At 58.2% G+C, this 16,067-nt stretch carries 17 protein-coding genes; 15 read left to right on the top strand and 2 right to left on the bottom strand.

The features are described 5' to 3' along the window. Nucleotides 1-76: 76 nt before the first annotated feature. The 6 genes from ACXAD0_RS09985 to rnhB all read left to right on the top strand — a co-directional run bounded on the left by ACXAD0_RS09985 (nt 77) and on the right by rnhB (nt 4,931). Nucleotides 77-592, top strand: a complete 516-nt coding sequence (locus ACXAD0_RS09985; RefSeq protein WP_475088263.1) for an OmpH/Skp family outer membrane protein — start codon at nt 77-79, stop codon at nt 590-592. Nucleotides 593-611: 19 nt separating this feature from the next. After that, nucleotides 612-1,691, top strand: a complete 1,080-nt coding sequence (gene lpxD / locus ACXAD0_RS09990) for a UDP-3-O-(3-hydroxymyristoyl)glucosamine N-acyltransferase (protein ID WP_475088264.1) — start codon at nt 612-614, stop codon at nt 1,689-1,691. A gap of 81 nt (nt 1,692-1,772) precedes the next feature. Beyond that, nucleotides 1,773-2,210: a 3-hydroxyacyl-ACP dehydratase FabZ gene (gene fabZ, locus ACXAD0_RS09995; protein ID WP_475088265.1), complete on the top strand. Its 438-nt coding sequence runs from the start codon at nt 1,773-1,775 to the stop codon at nt 2,208-2,210. A gap of 114 nt (nt 2,211-2,324) precedes the next feature. Further along, nucleotides 2,325-3,104 (top strand): acyl-ACP--UDP-N-acetylglucosamine O-acyltransferase, encoded by a 780-nt coding sequence (gene lpxA, locus ACXAD0_RS10000; protein WP_475088266.1) that lies wholly within the window; start codon nt 2,325-2,327, stop codon nt 3,102-3,104. A gap of 5 nt (nt 3,105-3,109) precedes the next feature. After that, complete coding sequence (gene lpxB / locus ACXAD0_RS10005; protein ID WP_475088267.1) at nt 3,110-4,327, top strand: lipid-A-disaccharide synthase; 1,218 nt, start codon at nt 3,110-3,112, stop codon at nt 4,325-4,327. Beyond that, on the top strand, nt 4,320-4,931 hold the full coding sequence (gene rnhB, locus ACXAD0_RS10010; RefSeq protein WP_475088268.1) for a ribonuclease HII: 612 nt from the start codon (nt 4,320-4,322) through the stop codon (nt 4,929-4,931). Before lpxB ends, rnhB begins: the two co-directional genes overlap by 8 nt. A gap of 40 nt (nt 4,932-4,971) precedes the next feature. Here rnhB and ACXAD0_RS10015 read toward each other — a convergent pair whose 3' ends face one another. Both ACXAD0_RS10015 and ACXAD0_RS10020 read right to left on the bottom strand, forming a co-directional pair. Continuing rightward, the gene (locus ACXAD0_RS10015) at nt 4,972-6,240 is read right to left on the bottom strand and encodes an HlyC/CorC family transporter (protein ID WP_475088269.1); all 1,269 of its coding nucleotides are present in this window, start codon (nt 6,238-6,240) and stop codon (nt 4,972-4,974) included. A gap of 109 nt (nt 6,241-6,349) precedes the next feature. Then, a complete protein-coding gene (locus ACXAD0_RS10020; protein ID WP_475088270.1) occupies nt 6,350-7,162 on the bottom strand; it encodes a cytochrome C assembly family protein in 813 nt (270 codons plus the stop codon). A 224-nt stretch (nt 7,163-7,386) separates the two neighbouring features. Here ACXAD0_RS10020 and ffh point away from each other — a divergent pair, with 224 nt between their 5' ends. The 9 genes from ffh (at nt 7,387) to thrC (ending at nt 16,057) form a co-directional block, all read left to right on the top strand. Next, nucleotides 7,387-8,814 (top strand): signal recognition particle protein, encoded by a 1,428-nt coding sequence (ffh, locus tag ACXAD0_RS10025; protein ID WP_475088271.1) that lies wholly within the window; start codon nt 7,387-7,389, stop codon nt 8,812-8,814. A gap of 168 nt (nt 8,815-8,982) precedes the next feature. Continuing rightward, entirely contained in the window at nt 8,983-9,222 is a 240-nt protein-coding gene (rpsP, locus tag ACXAD0_RS10030) for a 30S ribosomal protein S16 (RefSeq protein WP_475088272.1), read from the top strand. A 29-nt stretch (nt 9,223-9,251) separates the two neighbouring features. Beyond that, complete coding sequence (rimM, locus tag ACXAD0_RS10035) at nt 9,252-9,785, top strand: ribosome maturation factor RimM (RefSeq protein ID WP_475088273.1); 534 nt, start codon at nt 9,252-9,254, stop codon at nt 9,783-9,785. Nucleotides 9,786-9,795: 10 nt separating this feature from the next. Continuing rightward, entirely contained in the window at nt 9,796-10,560 is a 765-nt protein-coding gene (gene trmD / locus ACXAD0_RS10040; RefSeq protein WP_475088274.1) for a tRNA (guanosine(37)-N1)-methyltransferase TrmD, read from the top strand. Nucleotides 10,561-10,675: 115 nt separating this feature from the next. Then, the gene (gene rplS, locus ACXAD0_RS10045) at nt 10,676-11,032 is read left to right on the top strand and encodes a 50S ribosomal protein L19 (RefSeq protein ID WP_475090352.1); all 357 of its coding nucleotides are present in this window, start codon (nt 10,676-10,678) and stop codon (nt 11,030-11,032) included. Nucleotides 11,033-11,139: 107 nt separating this feature from the next. Beyond that, on the top strand, nt 11,140-12,033 hold the full coding sequence (xerD, locus tag ACXAD0_RS10050; RefSeq protein ID WP_475088275.1) for a site-specific tyrosine recombinase XerD: 894 nt from the start codon (nt 11,140-11,142) through the stop codon (nt 12,031-12,033). A gap of 150 nt (nt 12,034-12,183) precedes the next feature. Then, the gene (locus ACXAD0_RS10055; protein WP_475088276.1) at nt 12,184-12,930 is read left to right on the top strand and encodes a DsbC family protein; all 747 of its coding nucleotides are present in this window, start codon (nt 12,184-12,186) and stop codon (nt 12,928-12,930) included. 299 nt (nt 12,931-13,229) lie between these two features. After that, nucleotides 13,230-14,534 (top strand): homoserine dehydrogenase, encoded by a 1,305-nt coding sequence (locus ACXAD0_RS10060; RefSeq protein ID WP_475090354.1) that lies wholly within the window; start codon nt 13,230-13,232, stop codon nt 14,532-14,534. A 131-nt stretch (nt 14,535-14,665) separates the two neighbouring features. After that, nucleotides 14,666-16,057, top strand: coding sequence for a threonine synthase (gene thrC, locus ACXAD0_RS10065; protein WP_475088277.1), 1,392 nt, complete (start codon nt 14,666-14,668; stop codon nt 16,055-16,057). The last annotated feature ends 10 nt before the right edge of the window (nt 16,058-16,067 follow it).

The following is a 16,067-nucleotide window of genomic DNA, read 5'->3' on the forward strand; positions in this document are numbered from 1 at the left end:
AAAAAGGCGACTGCAAAAATTGACTATAAAGTGGTAGTCGCCCTGAAGTATGAATAAGCAATATGGAGAGACCGACGTGCTTAAATCTGTAAAAATTCTCGCTGTCCTGGCGATTGCGAGCCTGTTCTCTGGTGCGGCTCTGGCCCAGGGCAAAGTTGCCGTATTCAACGCTCAGGCAGCCATCATGAGCACTGAGGCGGCCAAGACCAAGGTGAACGCCCTGAAAACCAGCGCTGAGTATTCCAAGTTGCAGAGCAGTGCAGAGTCCATTCGTGCCGAGCTGCAGTCGCTGGCGGAAGAGGGGCAGAAGAACGGCGTGACCTGGTCCAACGAGCAGAAAGCCGAGCACCAGCGCAAGATCAATTTCAAGCGTTCCGATTTCGAGACCACCGCACAGAAAATCCAGGCGATGGAAGCTCAGGTGCTGCAGGAAATTCAGCGCGCCATGGCACCGAAAGCGCGTGCGGCGCTGGAAGCGATTGTGAAAGAGCGGAAGCTGGACCTGGTGCTGAATGCCAATGCCGCTGTGTACGTGAGCCCCAACACCGACTTGACCGCAGAGGTGGTCAAGCGCATGAACACGGACGGCTAATCCCGAGTTCAGGGTTCTGATGTCACATTCATATTCACTAGCCCAGCTCGCCGAAGCGCTGGGCGCAGAGCTGCGCCTCGTTTCCGGGGCCAGTGCAGATGCCGTGCCGGCCGGGCTCAATACGCTCCAGGACGCAGGCCCCTCAGAAGTCAGTTTTCTCGCCAGCGCCAATTACCGGCGCTTTCTCGCGTCCACCCGGGCGATGGCGGTGCTGGTCACAGCAGAGCAGGCCGGAGAGTGTCTCTCGTCTGCCCTGGTCGTCGACAATCCCTACCATGCTTTCGCATTGGCCACGGCACTGTTCGATAACACGCCGGCAGGGGTGCCGGGTGTCCACCCGAACGCTTCTGTGGATGCCACTGCAGAAGTGTCGGGCTCGGCTTCCATTGCCGCTGGCGCGGTGATTTCGGCCAATGTGCGCATTGGCGAAAATGCGGTGATCGGTGCCAATTGCTTTGTCGGTGAGGGGAGTGAGATCGGCGCTGGATCTCGGCTGCATGCGGGGGTCAGCGTATACCACGGCTGCAGTATCGGCAGTGACTGCATTATTCACAGCAATACCGTGATCGGGGCCGATGGATTCGGGTTTGCACCGCATGAGCGTCGCTGGGTGAAAATCCACCAGCTTGGCGGTGTGGAAATCGGTGACGGCGTGGAGATCGGCTCCTGTACCTGTGTAGATCGCGGTGCACTGGGTAATACGGTCATTGGTCAGGGTGTCAAGATCGACAATCAGGTCCAGATCGCGCACAATGTGCAAATTGGTGACTGGTCAGCCATTGCTGCGTGTTCGGCAGTCGCGGGCAGCGCCAAGATTGGTAAACACTGCACGATTGCAGGCGGTGCGGGGATTGTGGGTCATGTCACAGTCGCAGACCACACCCATGTCACGGCGATGACGCTGGTGACCAAGTCGATCGAGGAGCGCGGTTCCTATTCCAGCGGTACCCCCTTTTCCGACAGTCGTAGTTGGCGCCGCAATGCGGTGCGCTTCGCCCAGCTGGATCAGCTATCTCGCCGGGTGCGCGAACTGGAAAAAGGTCAACAGCGGGGTTCGGATCGGTCCGGTGATGACGGGGTGGCGGATACGCCGACTTGAGCAAGACGCGCAGGTTTTACCATCGGTTATTGAAATTCGGGGCGTTTTCACGCCCCGAACTGTTTTCTGGGGAGTAATGAAATGATGGATGTTAGAGAAATACGCCAATACCTGCCGCACCGGTACCCCTTTCTGTTGGTGGACCGCGTTGTAGAGCTGGAAGAGGGCAAATACATCAAGGGCTACAAGAATATCTCTGTGAATGAAGAGGTCTTCAATGGCCACTTCCCCGAGGCGCCGATCTTCCCCGGAGTGATGATCGTCGAGGCAATGGCGCAGGTCTCGGGCATTCTCGGCTTCAAAACGCTGGGACAGAAGCCTGAGGACGGTTACCTGTATTTGTTCGCTGGCATCGACAAAGTCCGATTCAAGCGCCAGGTGGTCCCTGGAGACCAGCTGCAGCTGGAGTCCGAGGTGGTGTCGGAGCGTCGCGGTATCTGGAAATTTGCCTGTAAAGCGAGTGTTGATGGCGAGCTGGCAGCGTCAGCCGAGGTACTGTGCGCGGTCAAGCAGATCTGAGACCTTGCGTCCGCGGCGCGACTTGCCCGCTTGTTCGTGACGGGATTGGTTCTATTATTCTTGCTTTGGGGTTACAGTAGCCCGATTTTTCGGTATTGAGGAGCTGGGCGCAGCATGCAGACGAATATCCACCCCACTGCGATTGTCGACGAGTCCGCAGTTTTGGGCGCCGGGGTGAGTATTGGTCCCTACTCGATTGTGGGGCCCGGCGTTGTGATTGGTGACGGTTGCGAAATTGCTTCCCACGTGGTGCTTTCAGGGCCGACCACGATTGGCAAGAATAACCGCATCTATCAGTTTTCCTCTGTCGGGCAGGACACGCCGGACAAAAAGTATCGTGGGGAAGACACCACTCTGGTCATCGGTGACAACAATGTGATCCGCGAAGGGGTGACGATTCACCGTGGTACCGTGCAGGATCGTGGGGAAACCACGATCGGCAACGACAACCTGATCATGGCGTACGCCCATGTGGGTCACGACAGTGTCATCTGTAATAACACCATCCTTGTGAATAACGTGGCGCTTGCCGGGCATGTGATTGTGCGGGATTGGGCCATTCTCAGTGGATTCAGCCTGATCCATCAGCATTGCACCATTGGCGAGCATGCTTTCACCGGGATGGGCGCGGCGATCGGTAAAGATGTACCCGCCTATGTGATGGTGGCCGGTAACCCGGCTGAGGCCAAGACCATTAATGCAGAGGGGCTTCGTCGACGTGGCTTCTCTCGTGAGGATATCTCTCTCATCAACAAGGCCTACAAAGTGGTCTACCGTCGTGGGCTCACCACAGACGAGGCGCTCGACGCGTTGGCTGAGTTGCGTGAGCAGTCGGCTGTGATTCAACCCTGGATCGATTCTCTCAAGAACTCCGCTCGCGGCATCGTGCGTTGAATTCCATGGCGATTACCAGTGAGCAGTCCGGGGGGGAAGAGCCCCTCGTCCATCGGCATGGCGGTCAGTTGCGTGTCGGTATCGTAGCGGGAGAGGCGTCGGGAGATATTCTCGGAGCCGGCTTGATCGAGGAACTGAAAAAACGATTCGACCATGTGGAGGTTGTCGGTATCTGCGGCCCCCGCATGTTGGCGCAGGGTGGTGAATCGCTGTTTCCCATGGAGCGTCTGTCGGTCATGGGTCTGGTGGAGCCGCTGAAGCGGTTGCCCGAATTGCTGCGCATCCGCCGTACGTTGCGCAACCATTTCCTCGACATGCGTCCCGATGTCTTTATTGGTATCGATTCCCCGGATTTCAATCTGTCTCTGGAAGAGTCGCTCAAGCAAGCCGGTATCCCCACCGTTCATTACGTGAGTCCGTCGGTCTGGGCGTGGCGCCGTGGCCGAATCAAGAAAATTGCGCGCGCAGTGGATCATATGCTGACCCTGCTACCGTTTGAGGCGGGGTTCTATCGCGAAAACCAGGTGCCGGTAACCTTTGTGGGGCATCCATTGGCAGATGAAATTCCTCTGCAGGTGGACATGCTCGCGGCGAGAAAAAAACTCGGCTTGGCACCTGAAGAAAAAATTATCGCGCTTTTGCCGGGAAGTCGTGGTGGCGAGGTGCGTTTGCTGGGGCCGCTGTTTTTACAGGCGGCACGCTGGTGCCAGCAGCGCAGCCCCGAGTTTCGATTTGTCCTTCCTGCGGCCAATGCGCAGCGGTTATCGGAACTCGAGGCGTTGCTGGCCGAGTATCCGGACCTTCCGGTGACGTTGCTCGACGGGCAGTCTCACGATGCAGTGGCGGCATCGGATGTCGTCCTGATCGCTTCCGGAACCGCAACGCTGGAAACGCTGTTACTCAAAAAACCGATGGTGGTTGCCTACAAGATGGCGCGCCTGTCCTATGCGATCTTTTCGCGAATGCTGCATACCGACTGGGTCTCATTGCCCAACCTGCTGGCCCAGCGTGAGCTGGTACCGGAAATTCTCCAGGAGGATGCGACTCCGGAGAATCTCGGTAAGGCGCTGCTCAATTACTTCGAGGATCCCGTTCTGACTGATGGCTTGCAGCGAGAGTTCGATGAAATGCATCAGGAATTACGTCGCAATGCGTCCGCACGCGCTGCAGATGCCGTAAGCCGGCTGGTATCGGAACGAGCGGAGGCAGGCGCTCATGAGTAAAGCGGTCCTGGAGCCCTATGTCTGCACTTACCGAGGGGAATTACTGGCGGGTGTCGATGAGGTTGGCAGGGGGCCACTTGCTGGTGATGTGGTGGCCGCAGCGGTGATTCTCGATCCTGCGCGCCCTATCGAAGGGTTGGCAGACTCCAAGAAGCTCAGCGAAAAGAAGCGAGAGCTCTTATTTGATGTCATTCAGGAGCGCGCGCTGGCGTTTGCCATTGCGCGTGCGAGTGTTGAAGAGATTGATCGACTCAATATTTTGCATGCCAGTTTGCTGGCCATGCGTCGCGCAGTAGAAGCCCTGAAACCGCAGCCAGAGTTTGTTCTGGTGGACGGTAATCGAAAACCAGACTGGCACTATGCGTGCGATACGGTGGTAAAGGGGGATGGTCGCGTTCAGGAAATTGCGGCTGCGTCGATTCTTGCCAAAGTGACGCGTGATCGGGAGATGGTTGAGCTGGATCGCCAATACCCCGGTTACGGACTCGCCGGCCACAAAGGTTACCCGACCAAGGCGCATATGCAGGCGCTGGAGACGATGGGGCCAACACCCATTCACCGTCAGAGTTTCGCGCCGGTCAAACAGCTGGGTCTCAGTTTCTAAATCCGATGCGGTTGTCGCCGCGCAGCGGTAGCAGGTCCCCTTACTTGACCGCTTTGACCCGGGCCTTGGTAATCATCTTTTCCGAGACTTCCTCGATTTCCACCAGGTAGTTCAGGATGTAGAAGCTGAGGTTACCGTCCGGGATGCTTTCCAGATGTTCCATGGCCAGGCCATTGAAAGTCTTCGGGCCATCCGTTGGCAGGTCCCAGTGCAGGGTACGGTTGATATCGCGAATCGATGTGCCGCCTTCAATCAAATACCAGTCGTCGTCGAGCGCGGTAATTTCCTCATCTTCGCTGGGGATCTGGCTCGCAGTGAAGTCTCCGACAATTTCTTCGAGCAGGTCTTCCAGGGTGACAATGCCCATCACTTCGCCGTATTCGTCCACCACCAGCCCCATGCGACGCTTTTTCTGCTGGAAGTTCATCAGCAGCGTCGGTAGCGGCGTGGCTTCCGGCACGAAGTAGGGCTCGTCCGTATAGAGTTTTAACTGGGCGGGATCGAAAGTGTCCGGGCCGCCACGCAATAGCTGCACGGCGCGGCGCAGATGCAGGATGCCGACGACCTTGTTGATGTCTCCCTGAAATACCGGCAGGCGGGTGTAGCTGCTTTCGGCCAGCTGTTGCAGGATCTGTGATCCCTCATTATCCAGGTCGATGCCCACCACTTCGTTGCGGGGGATCATGATGTCTTCGACGGTGGCCTGGTCCAGGTCCAGCACGTTCAGGAGCATTCCTTTGTGTTTGCTGGGCAGCAGCGCGCCAGACTCAAAAACCACGGTGCGCAGCTCCTCCGGGGCCAGGTGCTCCGCTTCACTTTCCTTACCGGCCTCTACGCCGACCAGGCGCGCCAGGGCGTTGGAAACGCTACCCACCATCCATACGAATGGCGACAGTAAAACCTGTAGGGGCTTCAGGATAATAGAGGCGGGGAAGGCGACCTTTTCCGGGTGCAGGGCGGCGACGGTTTTGGGTGTGACTTCTGCAAAAATCAGGATGACGACGGTGAGGGCCGCGGTGGCATACAGAACGCCGGCATCTCCATACAGTCGAGTAAATACCGCACCGGCAATGACCGAGGCGAGAATGTTGACGAGGTTGTTGCCGATCAGGATTACGCCGATCAGTTTGTCCGGTCTGCTCAACAGTGCCATTGCGCGCTTGGCGCCGCGGTGTCCGCTCTTGGCCTGATGGCGCAGGCGATAGCGGTTGAGCGCCATCATGCTGGTTTCAGAGCTGGAGAAAAAAGCGGATATGACGATCAACAGGCCAAGAAGGCTAAACAGCAGGCCGGGGGATATATCGTTCAAGATCAGGCTCGATTTATTAATAAGTCGGCAGTTTGAAACAGATTTCGCCGCCTCGCAAGCCTTCGCTTGGCCGGTGGGGCATTCTCGGGGGGCTGCCGGAGCGCGCTGATCAGGCGCGCTGCAGAATGACTTCAAGTACCAGCTTGCTGCCGAAGTAGGCCAGCATCAGGATAGCGAAGGCGGTCAGTGTCCAGCGCACGGCGGTATTCCCTCGCCAACCCCATTTCCAGTGGCCCCATAGCAGCAGGGTGTACAGGAGCCAAGCGCCAATGGATAGCACGGTTTTGTGGACCAGGCTTTGCCCAAACAGGTCGTCCACGAACAGGAACCCGGTCGCCAGCGAAGCCGTCAGTAGCAGCTGCCCGAAGGCTACCAGGCCAAACAGGAGTGACTCCATGGTCTGGAGTGGCGGGAGGAACCGGCTGATCCCGCCCGGGCGGTGATTGTGGAGTTGGCGGTTCTGGTAGTAGAGATAAATAGCCTGCAGCGTGGCCAGGGCCAGCATGGCGTAGGCGGCAATCGACAGCATCGCATGTACGGCGATGCCGCCGGACAGTTGCTCCCGCGATGAAGCCGCGCCCCAGGCGCTCTGGCTGAGGAATTCCGCCAGTGCGCCAAGGGGCGCCTGTATCAGAATCAGCAGTGTCAAAGGGTGCCGGATAGCCAGAATAAGGATGAGGAGGTTGGTCACCCAGACAACCAGGGAGAACATGGCCAGCAGGTCGAAGCGGTAGCCCTCGGGTGATACGAGGGTGAGCATCAGCGACATGCCGTGGGCGACCAGTGCACCCGCGAGCAGGGTGAGTAACAGGGTTTTGCCGCGCACCGCGGGGCGCGTCACCATCAGTGCGGCCAGAAGGGTCGCCGCCAGGTAGAGTCCGATTGCCGTCCAGTGGGCGATAGCCGCCATGGGGTGGTCCATTGTTGTTTTCCGGTAACAGGGCGGCAGTGTGGCACAGGGCGCCGTGCGAGGAAAGCCTCCCGGTCGCGTCGAACGGTGGGACGTGGGTGGGGTCAAATCCCTGTATTTCGAGGGGATTTCGGCTGCGGCGATGACTGAGCTATACTGCCGCGCCTCAAGGCCGGGCGCGAAACCCGCTCGAGCCCGATAGAATTATCAGAAACCCTGAGAAATCGAGTACAGCTATGTTCGACAACCTGAGCGATCGCCTGTCGGCGGCTTTAAAGAAAGTCACTGGTAAGGCGCGCCTGACGGACGACAATATTCGCGACACCTTGCGAGAAGTGCGCAAGGCGTTGCTTGAGGCAGATGTCGCGCTGCCGGTGGTGAAAGCCTTTGTCCAGCAGGTGCGCGCTGCTGCGGTGGGCCAGAAAGTCAGCAAGGCCCTGAATCCGGGGCAACAGTTCGTCAAAATCGTCCAGGATGAGCTGGTCAATGTCATGGGTGAGGCGGCGCAGCCGCTGAATCTGGCGGTTCAGCCGCCCGCGATCATTCTTATGGCCGGCCTGCAGGGTGCGGGTAAGACCACCAGTGTGGCCAAGCTCGCCCGTTACCTGCAGGAACGCGAGAAAAAGAAGGTCATGGTGGTGAGTGCGGATGTCTATCGACCCGCGGCCATCAAGCAGCTCGAAACCCTGGCTGGTGAGGTGGGCGCGCTGTTCTATCCGTCCAGCAGTGACCAGAAGCCGATCGATATTGCGCGCGGTGCCGTCGATGCGGCGCGCAAGCAATTTGCCGATGTGCTGCTGGTCGATACTGCGGGCCGTCTGCATGTCGATGCGGAGCTGATGGACGAGATTCGCGAACTGCACGAAGAATTGAACCCGGCCGAAACGCTGTTCGTTATCGACGCGATGATCGGCCAGGACGCGGTCAACACGGCCAGTGCGTTTAATGACGCATTGCCCCTCACTGGTGTCATTCTTACCAAGGCGGATGGCGATGCCCGCGGTGGTGCGGCACTGTCTGTCCGCCATGTGACCGGTAAGCCCATCAAGTTCATCGGTGTAGGTGAGAAAACGGACGCGCTGGAGACCTTTCATCCAGATCGTATTGCTTCGCGCATCCTGGGCATGGGTGACATCCTGTCTCTCATCGAAGAGGCCGAGCAGAAGATCGACAAGGCCAAGGCTGAAAAGCTGGTCAAGAAGGTTCAGAAGGGCAAAGGGTTTGACCTGGAGGACCTGCGCGATCAGCTGCAGCAGATGCAGAATATGGGCGGGTTCGGCTCTCTGCTGGAGAAAATGCCGGGTATGGGCAATATGGCCCAGATGGCCGAAAAAGCGGATATGGGCAAAGAGTTCAAGCGCATGGATGCCATTATCAGCTCAATGACCCCTGCAGAGCGCCGTAACCCGGAGCTGCTCAATGGCTCGCGCAAGCGTCGTATTACAGCGGGTTCCGGTACCCAGGTGCAGGATCTGAATCGCCTCCTGAAGCAGCACAAACAGATGGGCAAGATGATGAAGAAGCTCAAGGGCGGCGGCATGGGCAAACTGATGCGCGGCATGGGCGGCCTTCCCGGAATGGGCGGCATGCCAGGTGCCGGCGGCGGTATGGGTGGCATGGGCGGAATGCCCGGTGGCCTGCCGCCAGGCTTCAAGAAAAAGTGACCGATTTTAGCGCGCGATACACGGTCTTTTTGAAACTGATTTAAGCGCTATACAAATTTGGGGCGGTACATTAGAATACGCCGCCTTTCAGCCGGGTGAGCTGCCGGCTCGTTGTTATGGGGGTCTGATTTCGTGACCACCCAGTGTTTGAAACTACAGGAAAGCTACATGGTAACCATTCGTTTGGCTCGTGGCGGTGCAAAGAAGCGCCCGTTCTATCACCTGACTGTGACTGACAGCCGTAAATCCCGTGACGGTCGTTTTATCGAGCGTGTTGGTTTCTTCAACCCGGTCGCTCGCGGCCAGGAAGAGCGTCTGCGCGTTGATCGCGAGCGTGTTGAGTACTGGGTAGGCCAGGGCGCACAGCTGTCTGATCGCGTTAGCAAGCTGCTGAAAGAAGCTGCTTAATTACTCCCGAGACTGCAGGAAGTACCGCTGTGACATCGACTGGCAATACCGGTGAACTGGTCACAGTAGGGCGTCTCACTGCAGTGTACGGCGTCCGCGGTTGGGTAAAGGTCCATTCCTATACCGAACCGATGGAAAACATCCTCCAGCTCCATTCCTGGCAGCTGAAGGGTGATAAAGGGTGGGAATCCCTCGAGATTGATGGCGGGAAGCGCCATGGCAAAGGTCTGATCGTCCATATCAAGGGTGTGGATGATCGGGATGAAGCCGCCAGATTCTGTCAGCGGGATATCGCGGTATCTGCAGGACAGCTGCCAAAGCTTGCCGAAGGTGAGTTTTACTGGCACCAGCTCGAGGGTCTCGAGGTGGTCAGTCGGTTTGAAGGCGGAGAGTACGTATTTGGCGCCGTGGTTCGCATGATGGAAACCGGTGCCAATGATGTCATGGTGGTACGTGAGGAAAGCGGGCGAGAGCGCCTGATTCCCTACTTGCCCGGCGACTTCATCACAGATATCGACCTGGAAGCCGGTTTGATCACCGTCGACTGGGATCCCGAATTCTAAGGGCGGATTGATGGCCTCGAAGCGGATTGCGCTGGTCAGCATCTTTCCGGAGATGTTCTCCGCCCTGACGGACTACGGTATTACCGGTCGAGCTGTGAAAGATGGCTTGCTCGAAGTACGTTGCTGGAATCCTCGGGATTTTACCCAGGATAGGCACCGTACCGTGGACGATCGCCCTTATGGTGGTGGTCCCGGCATGGTCATGCTGGCGGAACCGCTGTACCAGGCACTCGAAGCCGCCCGTCACTGGGCGAGCGAACAGGCGCCTTGTCGCAGCATTTACCTGTCGCCGCAGGGGCGGCCACTGGATCAGTCCGGTGTGGAGACCCTGGCTGGTGCTGGGAATCTGGTCCTGCTGGCCGGTCGTTATGAGGGTGTCGATGAGCGTATCGTCGAAACCCTGATCGACGAAGAGTGGTCGATCGGAGACTATGTTTTAAGTGGTGGCGAGTTGGCTGCCATGGTGATGGTGGATGCCGTTACGCGACTGATTCCGGGAGCGCTCGGTCATGATCAGTCGGCGGTGGAGGACTCCTTCGCACAAGGTCTTCTGGATTGCCCTCACTATACGCGCCCTGAGGAATATCGGGGCAGGGTGGTGCCGGAAGTATTGCTATCCGGAAACCACGAGCGCATTCGCCGCTGGCGCTTGCAGCAGTCGCTACAGCGCACCTTGGAGCGGCGCCCGGATCTACTCGAGTCACTTGAGTTGGATACCGAGCAAAAAGCGTTGCTGGAGGAGATCCAGCGACATCCGGACGGTCGTTCGGACTAGTGAAAGAATACGGGTGGTTGGCTTTGCCGGTTGCCGTTGAATATGCCGGGTTCGCCGGGAGGCGTTAGAGGTTCGGCCATCTAGCTGAGAAGCTACACAAAATCAGTTTGGGAGAATCCAAATGACCAACAAAATTATCCAGCAGCTGGAACAAGAACAGCTGAAAAGCGAAGTGCCAGCTTTTGCACCGGGCGACACCGTTGTTGTTCAGGTAAAGGTAAAAGAAGGTAACCGTGAGCGTCTGCAGGCGTTCGAAGGTGTTGTAATTGGCAAGCGTAACCGCGGCCTGAACTCCTCCTTCACCGTGCGCAAAATTTCTCACGGTGTCGGCGTAGAGCGTACCTTCCAGACCCACAGTAAGCTGGTTGACAGCATCACCGTCAAGCGTCGTGGTGACGTTCGTCAGGCCAAGCTGTACTACCTGCGCAACCTGACTGGTAAGGCTGCTCGTATTAAGGAAAAGCTCAGCTAAGCTGCGCTCATCCGCTAAAAAAACCGGGACTTGTCCCGGTTTTTTTATGTCTGCGAGAAATGTGGGCGCCAAGGCCGGGTCGGGAAAAACTGTGATTTAATGCAGCGATGGATATAAGCACTGACGAGCAGCAGCTGATCGACAGCTGGCTGGATATTCTTTGGGCTGAGCGCGGTGCCAGTGAGCATACCCGTGCCGCTTATGGGCGCGACTTGCGCGCCTTCGCGGTCGCGAGCCAGCCGAGTCTGTTGCGATGTGAGCGCGCCGATGTGCTGGATTTCCTGCAGGGAAAACACGCGGCCGGGCAATCGGCGCGCAGCAGTGCCCGTGCGCTGGCGGCGCTGCGCAGTTTCTACCGTCATTGCCTGCGCCACGGCATGATCGAGGTGGATCCCGTTGCGCAGGTCGAGAATCCCCGCTTGCCCAAGCCGCTGCCGAAGGCCCTGTCGGAGGCGGATGTTGAAGGGTTGTTGGCAGCCCCTGACCTGGAGACGTCGATCGGGCAGCGTGATCGCACGATGCTGGAGTTGCTGTACGCGTGTGGCCTGCGGGTAACCGAGTTGACTGAATTGTGTGTTTCCCAGGTTAACCTGCGCCAGGGCGTTGTGCGGGTGTACGGCAAGGGCAGCAAGGAGCGGCTGGTGCCCATGGGTGAGGAGGCCGCGCAGTGGATGCAGCGCTACCTGGCCGACGTCCGCCCGGAGCTGGTACCCCCCGGAGAGAGCGATGTGTGCTTTCCCGGCCGTGGCGGCCGGGCGATGACCCGGCAGACCTTCTGGTATCGCGTCAAGCATTGGGCGACGGTAGCGGGCATCGACAAGCCGCTCTCGCCGCACACCCTGCGTCACGCGTTCGCCACCCACCTGCTGAACCACGGCGCAGATTTACGTGTCGTGCAGTTGCTGCTGGGGCATTCGGACCTCTCTACCACCCAGATCTATACCCAGGTGGCGCGCGCGCGTTTAAAGAGCCTTCATCAGGAGCACCATCCCAGGGGCTAGTCGCTGTTCCTCGCCCGCGGGCCAGAATCGATTCATCTGGTCATTTCCTGGCGTGCGTAGATAACATTTGTCGCCCGTTGGTGCCATACTGGCGGGAACCGTGATTTAGTGCGGAAGTCGAAGCATAAACAGATCAAGGAATCCCCGATCATGATGTCGATCAAAAAACCGCTGGTGCTGCTGGGTGCTCTGTTGGCCCTGGCTGCCGGCCCTGTCGCTGCGGAAGTGGACCCGGCCGTCGTGAAGACCATCAAGGAGCGCCTGAAGGCTGGCAATCCGAAGTCTACTTATGGCGATGTCCGTGAAAGCCCGATCCCGGGACTGTATGAAGTCGAAGTAGATGGCGCGCAAACCCTGTTTGTGTCGTCGGACGGCGGTCACTTCATCTACGGTGACCTGTTTCAGATCAGCCCGCAGGGGTTCGTTAACGTTTCTGAGCAGCGACGCACGGGCCAGCGGGCCAGAGTCATGGCGGCTCAGGATGTTGGGGAAATGATCGTGTTCTCGCCCAAGGACAAGCCCAAGGCACATATTTACGTGTTTACCGATGTGGATTGCGGTTATTGCCGCAAATTGCACAACGACGTGCCGGAGTTGAACCGTCGCGGTATTGAAGTGCGTTACCTGTCGTTTCCGCGTGGCGGCCTGAACTCGCTCGGGTATCGCAAACTGGCGACTGCCTGGTGTGCGAAGGATCCCAACAAGACCCTGACCTCGCTGAAGAATCGCGAGAACGTACCGCTGAAGGTCTGCAGTGACAATCCCGTTGCCGCTCAGTACCAGCTGGGTAACGATGTGATCGATGTGCGCGGTACGCCCACTATTGTCATGGAAGATGGCACGGTGGTGCCTGGCTATGTGCCGCCCGAGACCATGGCGAAGGCCCTCGGAATCTAATCTGCCTTGAGTCCCTGCGAACCAGGTGCCCCACATGACCGGGGCGCCCGGGATCGTCTCCAAAGCGCGCAACTTTATTGACATTTTCACTAGAAAATCAGTAAAGTTGTCGTCGTTTTTTCGTTTCTGATTATATTTATTGCGCTGTTATCTGGCTCATGCCCGATTTGTGCCGTTCGGCGCAATCGGGACGCGGTCCTCCCGCTGGGCCGGCAGAGCAGTTTGCGCGGAGGGAGTTTGTGAGCGCAACCGTAGAAGTACCGTCCCAACCCGAAACCTCGTCGACGTCTGCTCAGGACCTGCGCCCGGCGCGCATAGGCATTTGCGGGCTGGGAACGGTGGGCAGCGGCACCGTCAATGTGTTGCTGCGTAACTGTGAGCAGGTAGCTGCCCGTTGTGGGCGCAGTATCGAAATCGTCCAGATTGGTGCGCGGCGGGATAATCCGGCCTGCGATACCAGCAGTCTGAATGTCTCTCGTGAAATTTTTGATGTGGCCAGTAATCCCGAGGTGGATATCCTGGTCGAGCTGATTGGCGGCACGACCGTTGCCCGTGAGCTGGTGCTGGCGGCCATCGCCAACGGCAAGCATGTGGTGACCGCCAACAAGGCGTTGATTGCGGAACATGGCAATGAACTGTTTGCGGCCGCTGAGGCCCAGGGTGTAACCATTGCCTATGAGGCCGCAGTCGCGGGTGGTATTCCCATCATCAAGGCGCTGCGTGAGGGGTTGGCCGGCAATCGTATTCAGTGGCTTGCGGGCATCATCAATGGCACCGGCAACTTTATTCTCACTGAGATGCGTGAAAAGGGACGGGACTTCGCGGATGTTTTGCGCCAGGCCCAGGAGCTTGGGTATGCGGAAGCCGATCCAACCTTTGATGTCGAAGGCATCGATGCCGCGCACAAACTGGTGATTCTCGCTTCTCTCGCTTTCGGGATTCCGCTGGCTTTTGACAAGGCTTATACCGAAGGTATCAGCCGGATCTCCAGTGAAGATATTCGCTATGCCGACGAGCTCGGTTACCGTATCAAGCATCTGGGGATCGCCCGTGGTACGGACAAAGGCGTGGAGCTGCGTGTACACCCGACCCTGATTCCTGAGCGCCGCCTGATTGCCAATGTCAATGGCGTGATGAATGCGGTGGTGGTCAATGGCGATGCTGTGGGCCCAACGCTGTATTACGGGGCGGGTGCAGGCGCCGAGGCGACGGCTTCCGCGGTTATCGCCGACATCGTGGATGTTGCCCGTACCCTGGAGGCTCGTCCGGAGCATCGTGTACCTCCCGCGGGGATGCGTGCCTCTGCTGAAGACAGTCCGGCCGTGCTGCCGATGGATGAGGTCATTACCAGCTATTACTTGCGTATTTCCGCGCATGATAAGCCCGGTGTTATGTCCCAGGTCGCGAAGATTTGCAGTGATCAGGGCATTAGTATCGAGGCCCTGATTCAGCACGAGCCGGCGGAAGGAGAGGCTCTGGTGCCGGTGGTGATCCTCACCAGTCGTGCACAGGAATCCCGTCTGCGCGCGGCAGTGAGCCAAATCGAAGAGCTCGATACCGTGGAAGGCGACGTGGTTCGCATTCGCGTGGAATCCCTGGGGTAAACCCAGTCAGCAAGCCCCGGGCAAGTTGCCCCGGGGGGCGAGCTGGAGCTGGCGCATCGACGTGGCACTGGAATGCCGCCTCGCGTCAGCCTTCCCAGCTTTTTTCTTTAGCGTTAAGTAAAAGTACCACCGTGAAATTTGTCAGTACCCGCGGCCAGGCGCCGTCCCTTTCCTTTGCCGATACCGTTCTTGCGGGCCTCGCCAGTGATGGCGGTCTGTATGTGCCTGAAACCCTGCCTGAGTTTTCGCTGGAGGAAATCCGCGAGATGGCCGGTCTCGATTACCGGGAGTTGGCGTTCCGCATTATCCACCCCTTTGTGGGTGGCGACCTGGAAGATAGTGAGCTGCAGGGCATTATCGAACGAGCGTACAGCACATTCCGCCACGATGCCGTGGCGCCGATGGTGCAGTCTGCGGGTAACGAGTGGATTCTTGAGTTGTTCCATGGGCCGACGCTGGCTTTCAAGGATTTTGCCTTGCAGTTTCTCGGGCAGCTGTTCGATCACTTGCTGAAAAAGCGGGGCGAGCGCGTGGTGGTGATGGGGGCAACTTCCGGTGATACCGGTTCTGCCGCAATCGAAGGTTGTCGCCACTGCGACAATATCGACATTTTCATTCTGCATCCGCACAACCGCGTATCGGAAGTGCAGCGTCGGCAGATGACCAGTGTGCTGTCCGACAATGTCTTCAATATCGCCCTGGAGGGTAATTTTGACGATTGCCAGAATATGGTGAAGGCCAGTTTTGCCGATCAGTCATTCCTGCCCGACGGCCGACGCCTGGTGGCAGTGAACTCGATCAACTGGGCGCGCATTATGGCCCAGATCGTGTACTACTTTTACGCAGCCCTGAATCTGGGTGCGCCCGATCGCGCGGTGAACTTTTCCGTACCCACCGGTAATTTTGGCGATATCTTCGCCGGGTACCTGGCGCGGAAGATGGGCCTGCCGATCAACCAGCTGGTGATTGCCACCAATGCCAATGACATTCTGCACCGCTGTATCAGTGATAACGATCACTCACCGCAGGCGCTGGTGCACAGTCTTTCCCCGAGTATGGACATCATGGTCTCGAGCAACTTTGAGCGACTGTTGTTCGATCTCTACGGGCGTGACGGTGCCGCTGTGGCGGAGTTGCTGGCAGACCGGAGCGCTCCGATGCATCTGGATGGCAGTGTGCTGGCGAAGGCGCAGGAGCTCTTTACTTCCTGGCGGGTGGATGACGAGCGTACCGTCGAAGTGATTCGTGAAGTGTATGAGGGCAGTGGTTACCTGCTGGACCCGCATACCGCAATTGGTGTGGAAGCGGCCCGGCGTACGCGTCGCTCGGAATCTGAGCCAATGGTTTGCCTATCGACGGCACACCCGGCAAAATTCCCCGATGCGGTGGCAAAAGCCCTGCCGCAACAGGAAATTCCCCTGCCGGCCCACATGCAAGACCTGTTTGAGCGTGAAGAGCGCATGAAAGTACTGTCGAACGACATTGCCCAGGTTCATGACTATATGGCGTCGGCGCTGACCTAGCGGATCGCGC

Source organism: Microbulbifer sp. ABF4_148 (assembly GCF_056158985.1).